We start from the raw sequence: 6743 nt of genomic DNA, 5'->3' as shown, positions 1-6743 counted from the left end.
GAGCGACACACGAGGTTCGAACTCGTGACCTCAACCTTGGCAAGGTTGCGCTCTACCAGCTGAGCTAGTGTCGCATTCTGAATCGTCTTTCGTCGTTCAGGGCTGCGAATTATAAGAGCATTTTTTTGTGATGCAAGTCCTTCACTCAAAAAAAAATGTTTTTTTTCTCATTTGCTGAAAAAGCACACAAAAAAATACTCAAGGCCGCTAAATTTTGGATCTATATGAGGAAAATCAGGAATTTCTATATGAAGTTAGATCGTAATAATGGTTTCACGGTAATACTTCAATTCAGCAATAGATTCACGAATATCATCTAACGCCAAGTGAGTACCTTGCTTAGAAAAACCATCTAAAATTTCAGGTTTCCAACGGCGAGTCAGCTCTTTGAGCGTACTTACATCAATACAGCGGTAATGGAAATACTCATCTAGGTGAGGCATGTGCTTCACAAGGAAACGACGGTCTTGCCCGATACTGTTCCCACAAATTGGAGACTTACCCGCTGGAACCCATTTCTTTAAGAATTCAATAGTTTGGTTAACCGCTTCTTGCTCTGAAACTGAACTTTCCTTTACACGTTTAACTAGACCACTACCGGTATGAGTTGTCGTACACCACTCATCCATTTTGTCCAACTCTGAGTCTGGTTGGTGGATAGCCAATACTGGTCCTTCAGCTAAGATATTTAACTGGCTATCAGTGACGATAGACGCAATTTCAATGATTTTATGAGTTTCAGGATTTAGACCTGTCATCTCAAGATCGACCCAAATTAGGTTCTGATCGCTAAAGGACATAAAGAGGTTGCCTATTTGTTTACGTGTAAAAGAGGTACTATACCCAAATAACTATGCTCAAACTAGTTTTACAGTCGCTGAAAAGTGCAGCGTTTGAGTTCCCAGTCACTATTAAGTTTAGATGTGTTAAGTAGAAAACCGTGGCAAAAAAGAAAAAACTGACCAAAGGTCAAGTACGACGCGTACGCAGCAACCAGAAAAAGCGACTCAAGAAAGAAGATTCCATCCAATGGGATGAAAACATGCTTGGGGCAACCAAAACCGGGCTGGTTATCACTCGCTTTGGTCAACATGCTGACATTGAAGACTTAGAGACTCAGGAAATCCATCGCTGTAACTTACGTCGTGGTATCGAAAGTTTAGTATCAGGCGACAAAGTTATTTGGCGTGCAGGCTTGGAATCAATGGCAGGTATTTCTGGTGTTGTTGAAGCCGTTGAACCAAGAAGCTCTATTCTTACTCGACCTGATTACTATGACGGCCTAAAACCGGTTGCCGCCAACGTCGACCAAATGGTGATTGTTTCTGCGGTTCTGCCAGAGCTATCACTCAATATTATCGACCGTTACCTAATTGCCTCTGAGACATTGAGTATTGCTCCGTTAGTGGTACTCAATAAAGTAGACTTATTGAGCGAACAACAGCTAGAAGAATACCAACAAACCCTCAAAGAATACGAGAAGATTGGTTATAAAGTCATGTTCGTCAGTAAAGAGTCAGGATATGGCATTAAAGAATTAGAAGCTGAACTTAAAGATCGTATCAATATCTTTGTGGGTCAGTCTGGCGTGGGTAAGTCGAGCCTAGTGAACGCATTAATGCCAACGTTAGATATTGAAGAAGGCGCGGTCTCAGAGAACTCAGGTCTTGGTCAGCATACTACGACGGCTGCTCGCCTTTACCATTTCCCATCAGGCGGTGATTTAATTGACTCCCCAGGAGTTCGTGAGTTTGGTTTATGGCACTTAGAGCCAGAAGCCATCACCGAAGCTTTTGTAGAATTTAAGCCGTTCCTTGGTGGCTGTAAGTTCCGAGATTGTAAACACAATGACGATCCAGGTTGCCTACTTCGTGAAGCGGTAGAAGACGGGAATATCAGTAAGCTACGTTTCGATAACTATCATAGAATCATCGAAAGCATGGCTGGCAACAAAGATAATCGTCAGTATTCACGCAGCAAAAAAGCCGATCTTTAGTCGCTATTTTTGTGAACAAATATGGGCATTTGCTGACAACAGGCGCGAATTTCAGTAACATCTCGCGCCCTAAACAGTGAATCAATTAGTTAGCATTGGAAAAGTAAACAATGGATAAGATTAAAGTTGGACTACAGTACTGGATCCCTCAGCACGGATTAACTCGTCTAGTCGGTAAAATTGCTTCTGCAAAGGCAGGTGGTTTAACTACAGCTATCATCAACTGGTTCATCAAGCAGTACAAAGTGAACATGGATGAAGCGCTACACAGCGATCCAAAACACTTCAAGACGTTTAACGAGTTTTTTGTTCGTGAGCTAAAAGAAGGCATGCGCCCTATCTCGGAAGGTGAATCAGTCATTGTTCATCCTGCTGATGCTCGCGTTAGCCAGTTTGGTCCAATTACTGATGGCCAACTAATCCAAGCAAAAGGCCACAACTACTCGGCTCAAGAGCTACTTGGTGGAGACGCTAACCTAGCAGAAGAATTTAAAGATGGTGAATTTGCCACTTTGTACCTTTCACCAAGTGACTACCACCGCGTACACATGCCTTGCGATGGTACATTACGTCAGATGATCTACGTTCCTGGTGATCTTTTTTCGGTAAATCCACTCACCGCAGAAAACGTGCCAAACTTATTTGCTCGTAACGAACGCGTTGTATGTATTTTTGATACTGAATTCGGCCCAATGGCACAAGTCCTTGTTGGTGCAACTATTGTTGGTAGCATCGAGCAAGTATGGGCTGGCACGGTGACTCCGCCACGCGGTAACACGGTTTACAAGTGGGACTACCCAGCAGAAGGTAACCATTCGGTTGTTCTGAAGAAAGGCGAAGAGATGGGTCGCTTTAAGCTCGGCTCTACCGTAATCAACCTATTCGCGAAAGATGCGATCAAGTTCGATGAGTCAATGATGAATGGTGAAAAAACCGTTCTAGGCACGCCTTACGCTCATACCAACGCAGCTGAGTCTGCAGAGACAACTGAAACACCAGAAAGCCAAAGCGAAGTATAGCCTTCCATTACAGTTTCGAATCTAATCAATAAGGCGAGTTAGAAATAACTCGCCTTTCCTTTTTCTGGCGTGAAATAGCGCTTTGAAATATTGACCAAAAGCAAAGCTACTGCCGAAACACTGAACAAGTTTGCGAAACTTCAACTCGCCTCCAAGTACTCAGTTATCAGATAACTTACTCTATTCGTGAATAATTTACTTATAGGACCTATCTACCATGCCAAAGTTGAATGCCAACATTTTGGTGAAGTTACTGATCTGTTTTTCCATTCCTCTAGGTGTGTTATTCATGCCTATCGATGCAATTCCTATTGATGATCTCACTCTTATTCAGCATCGATTATTAGCCATCTTCTTACTGGCCGCTTTACTTTGGGTACTAGAGCCCGTTCCCGTATTCGCCACTTCCATCCTCATCATTGCTCTGCAGCTAGTGATGATATCGGATAAAGGCTTGCACTTATTTAGAACACCACCAGCAGGACATGAGTTAGGCGAACTAATGAATTACACCGATATTTTCGGCGCCTTTTCCTCACCTATCATCATACTGTTCATGGGGGGCTTTGCCTTGGCGATTGCGGCCTCCAAGTATGAGTTGGATAACAATTTGGCTCGAGTGCTTCTTAAGCCATTCGGTACTCAACCTAGATTCATCATGTTAGGTTTAATGCTGATCACTGCCGTGTTCTCCATGTTCATGTCCAATACCGCCACGACGGTTATGATGCTCGCGTTACTTGGCCCTATCGTTGCTTCCGCACCTCGTGGAGATATAGGTATTAAGGCATTAGTGCTTTGTATTCCTATCGCCGCCAATACTGGCGGTATTGCGACACCTATCGGCACACCACCCAACGCCATAGCTCTGCAATACCTTACCGGTGAAAACAGCATCGACTTCTTATCTTGGATGATGATGGGGCTTCCATTTGTCGTCATTCAACTCACTATCGCTTGGTTCCTACTGCAAAAGTTCTTTCCGTCACAGCAAGATAATATGAAGCTAAAACTTGATGGGGAATTTAAGAAAAGCTGGCGTGCGATTGTGGTGTATGTCACCTTCGCGGCCACCATCCTGCTATGGATGACCACCAAATTGCACGGTATGAACACCTATGTGGTTTCAATCATCCCGTTAGCGGTGTTTACGCTAACCGGTATCATGGGCAAGGAAGAGCTCAAACTGATCAACTGGGATGTGCTATGGCTTGTCGCCGGGGGTATCGCGATCGGAATCGGGCTGGATAAAACAGGGCTAGCCGCAGCATTAGCACACGCGATTGATTATGAATCCCTTTCACCTGCAGCCGTCGTCATCACTCTCTCAATTGTGTGTTGGCTAATGGCGAACTTTATGTCAAATACCGCTACTGCTAACTTACTCATGCCAATCGCTGCCGCTATTGGGGCTTCGATGGAAAGTTTAGCCGCGATTGGAGGCTTGCAAGGATTACTCGTCGTGGTCGCGTTCTCAGCTTCTCTTGGCATGATTCTACCGGTATCGACCCCACCAAACTCACTGGCTTATTCAACCGGCCTTATCGAAAGTAAAGACATGGCGAAAATGGGGATTATCCTCGGCTTAATAGGATTAGGTATCGTCTACCTCGCATTATTCCTCTTCGTCTAGTGACGATTCACTTTATCCCCTCTCATTCATTACTTTGTAATTAGAGGGGATTAGTGCATATTAAATCCCTACTTCCTTAATACCTGTCTACATGGATGTTTTTCAATGGGATTTGAATGGCTTGCCTTAGCGGCGGCATTTCTTTGGGCGATAGCGAGCCTAATGTCGGTCAAACCAGCTCAGCACTTGGGATCTTTCGCGTATAGCCGTTGGCGAATGGGCTGCACTGCGGTCATGTTATCGAGCATGGCTTGGTTTACTGGTGGGTGGAGCTCCGTTGAAGCAAGCTTAGTTACGCCTATGATGCTGTCAGGCTTGATTGGCATCTTTATTGGTGATACCGCCTTATTCGCTTGCTTGAACCGTATGGGGCCGCGCCAAGCGGGCTTACTGTTCTCTTGTCACGCGGTATTCTCAGCAATTCTCGGTTACTTCCTGTTTAGCGAAAGCATGACTTCTGGCGAGCTGATTGGCTCGGCATTGGTATTTAGTGGCGTGTTAACCGCAATCTTTTTTGGTCGTAAAGGCCAATCCAAAAATCAACTTGAAGCCATTAAAGGCACGGTTTGGATTGGCGTTGCACTAGGAATCACCGCTGCTATTTGCCAAGCTCTTGGAGGCATCATTGCAAAGCCTGTGATGCAAACCAATATCGATCCAGTCGCCGCTTCTGCGATTCGAATGATCACCGCCTTTGTTGCTCATTCACTGTTTCGCTTAACCGGAGCCAAACTCTCCCGGGCTATTAAACCAATGAATGGTCAAATGTTCGCTATTACTGCGGTAAATGGCTTTCTCGCCATGGCGGTAGGAATGACGCTGATCTTATACGCACTACAGGAAGGCAATGTCGGCATGGTTGCTTTGTTATCGTCTACCACACCTATCATGTTGCTGCCTATACTTTGGTTTTACACCAAACAAAGGCCCAATGCTTACGCTTGGATTGGTGCCATTGTGGCTGTGATTGGCACCGGAATCCTAGTCAGTTAACAGAAGTAAATTAAACGCTGAAGTTTTAAGAACGCGGGAATGGAAAAGCAGTCACCTCATCGATGTGCTCATAACCTAATGCCAGCATGATCAGACGGTCGATACCTAAAGCGACACCAGCGCAATCTGGTAGCCCTGCTTTTAACGCCTCAATCAAATGATGATCAATCGGTTGAGGCGATAACCCCATCTCAATGCGTTTGGCATTGTCATCTTCAAAGCGCTTGAGCTGCTCTTGTGGGTTATCCAACTCATGAAAGCCGTTTGCCAATTCGATGCCTTTGAAGTACACCTCAAAACGGTCAGCCACTCGTGGATCATTCGGGTTAATCTTAGCTAATGCCGCCTGTGAAGCTGGGAAGTCATAAACAAATGCTGGTACTGTCTGGCCGATCTTTTCTTCGACACCCACGCTAAACAGTAATTGCAGTAAGGTATCACGGTCTTCTTCAGGGTCGGCAATATCACTAAGTCCAAGCTTCGCTGCCGCTTGTTTTAGGGTATCCATAATGTCCTCAAGCGGACACACACCCAGCACGTCAATAAAAGCTTGCTGGTAAGTCATGCGCTCGGCTTCGCCCGACTTCAAGGTTTGCTGTAGCAGCAAATCCATCTCATCCATCAAATCGTGATGATTAAACCCAACGCGATACCACTCCAGCATCGTGAATTCAGGGTTGTGGTAACGGCCGTTCTCTTCGTTACGAAACGACTTACAAATTTGATAAATACAGCCACTCCCTGCCGCCAATAAACGTTTCATGTGGAACTCAGGACTCGTCATAAAAAAGAGTGGCTGCCCACCAGCGTAACCAGGGCCAACAAATTCAGTTTTAAAAGTATGCAAATGCACATCCGTCACTGTCGCGTGACTCATTGCAGGGGTATCTACTTCAAGAACACTTCGCTCAGAAAAGAATTGACGAATTTGTTTAATAATTTCAGCACGTTGCTTTAACTGTTCGATTGTCGCAGCTGGCTGCCAGGTCGCTTGCATGATTTGATTCCACCTTACCGATTACTAAGCGAAGGAAATTACCACCTTTCTATGAATTTGTAAGCATCATATTGAGCCAAGTGAAACGAGAAAATAACGTTCTAC

Annotated in this window: 6 protein-coding genes and 1 tRNA gene; 4 read left to right on the top strand and 3 right to left on the bottom strand. The window is 44.9% G+C overall.

What is annotated here, in order from left to right:
* Position 1: 1 nt before the first annotated feature.
* Positions 2-74, bottom strand: a tRNA-Gly gene (locus tag ACHUFI_RS13235).
* Between the two features lie 180 nt (positions 75-254).
* On the bottom strand, positions 255-800 hold the full coding sequence (gene orn, locus ACHUFI_RS13230; protein WP_394249816.1) for an oligoribonuclease: 546 nt from the start codon (positions 798-800) through the stop codon (positions 255-257).
* A 140-nt stretch (positions 801-940) separates the two neighbouring features.
* Here orn and rsgA point away from each other — a divergent pair, with 140 nt between their 5' ends.
* From rsgA to ACHUFI_RS13210, 4 genes are all read left to right on the top strand, one after another.
* Positions 941-1996, top strand: a complete 1056-nt coding sequence (gene rsgA, locus ACHUFI_RS13225) for a small ribosomal subunit biogenesis GTPase RsgA (RefSeq protein WP_394249814.1) — start codon at positions 941-943, stop codon at positions 1994-1996.
* Positions 1997-2106: 110 nt separating this feature from the next.
* Positions 2107-3015, top strand: a complete 909-nt coding sequence (gene asd, locus ACHUFI_RS13220; RefSeq protein ID WP_394249812.1) for an archaetidylserine decarboxylase — start codon at positions 2107-2109, stop codon at positions 3013-3015.
* A 217-nt stretch (positions 3016-3232) separates the two neighbouring features.
* Positions 3233-4648: an SLC13 family permease gene (locus tag ACHUFI_RS13215; RefSeq protein ID WP_394249810.1), complete on the top strand. Its 1416-nt coding sequence runs from the start codon at positions 3233-3235 to the stop codon at positions 4646-4648.
* A gap of 105 nt (positions 4649-4753) precedes the next feature.
* A complete protein-coding gene (locus ACHUFI_RS13210; RefSeq protein WP_394249808.1) occupies positions 4754-5641 on the top strand; it encodes a DMT family transporter in 888 nt (295 codons plus the stop codon).
* A 25-nt stretch (positions 5642-5666) separates the two neighbouring features.
* On the opposite strand, the gene epmA is transcribed toward ACHUFI_RS13210, so the two are convergent.
* Entirely contained in the window at positions 5667-6638 is a 972-nt protein-coding gene (epmA, locus tag ACHUFI_RS13205) for an elongation factor P--(R)-beta-lysine ligase (RefSeq protein WP_394249806.1), read from the bottom strand.
* Between the last annotated feature and the right edge of the window lie 105 nt (positions 6639-6743).

Source organism: Vibrio profundi, assembly GCF_043642225.1.
In the GTDB taxonomy this organism is placed as follows: domain Bacteria; phylum Pseudomonadota; class Gammaproteobacteria; order Enterobacterales; family Vibrionaceae; genus Vibrio; species Vibrio profundi_A.
This window is presented reverse-complemented; position numbering and strand designations above follow the sequence as displayed.

What these genes read in the sequence shown, in the direction of transcription:
- orn (WP_394249816.1), bottom strand. Translation starts at nt 800, where the DNA reads ATGTCCTTTAGCGATCAGAACCTAATTTGGGTCGATCTTGAGATGACA.
- asd (WP_394249812.1), top strand. Translation starts at nt 2,107, where the DNA reads ATGGATAAGATTAAAGTTGGACTACAGTACTGGATCCCTCAGCACGGA.
- ACHUFI_RS13215 (WP_394249810.1), top strand. Translation starts at nt 3,233, where the DNA reads ATGCCAAAGTTGAATGCCAACATTTTGGTGAAGTTACTGATCTGTTTT.
- ACHUFI_RS13210 (WP_394249808.1), top strand. Translation starts at nt 4,754, where the DNA reads ATGGGATTTGAATGGCTTGCCTTAGCGGCGGCATTTCTTTGGGCGATA.
- epmA (WP_394249806.1), bottom strand. Translation starts at nt 6,638, where the DNA reads ATGCAAGCGACCTGGCAGCCAGCTGCGACAATCGAACAGTTAAAGCAA.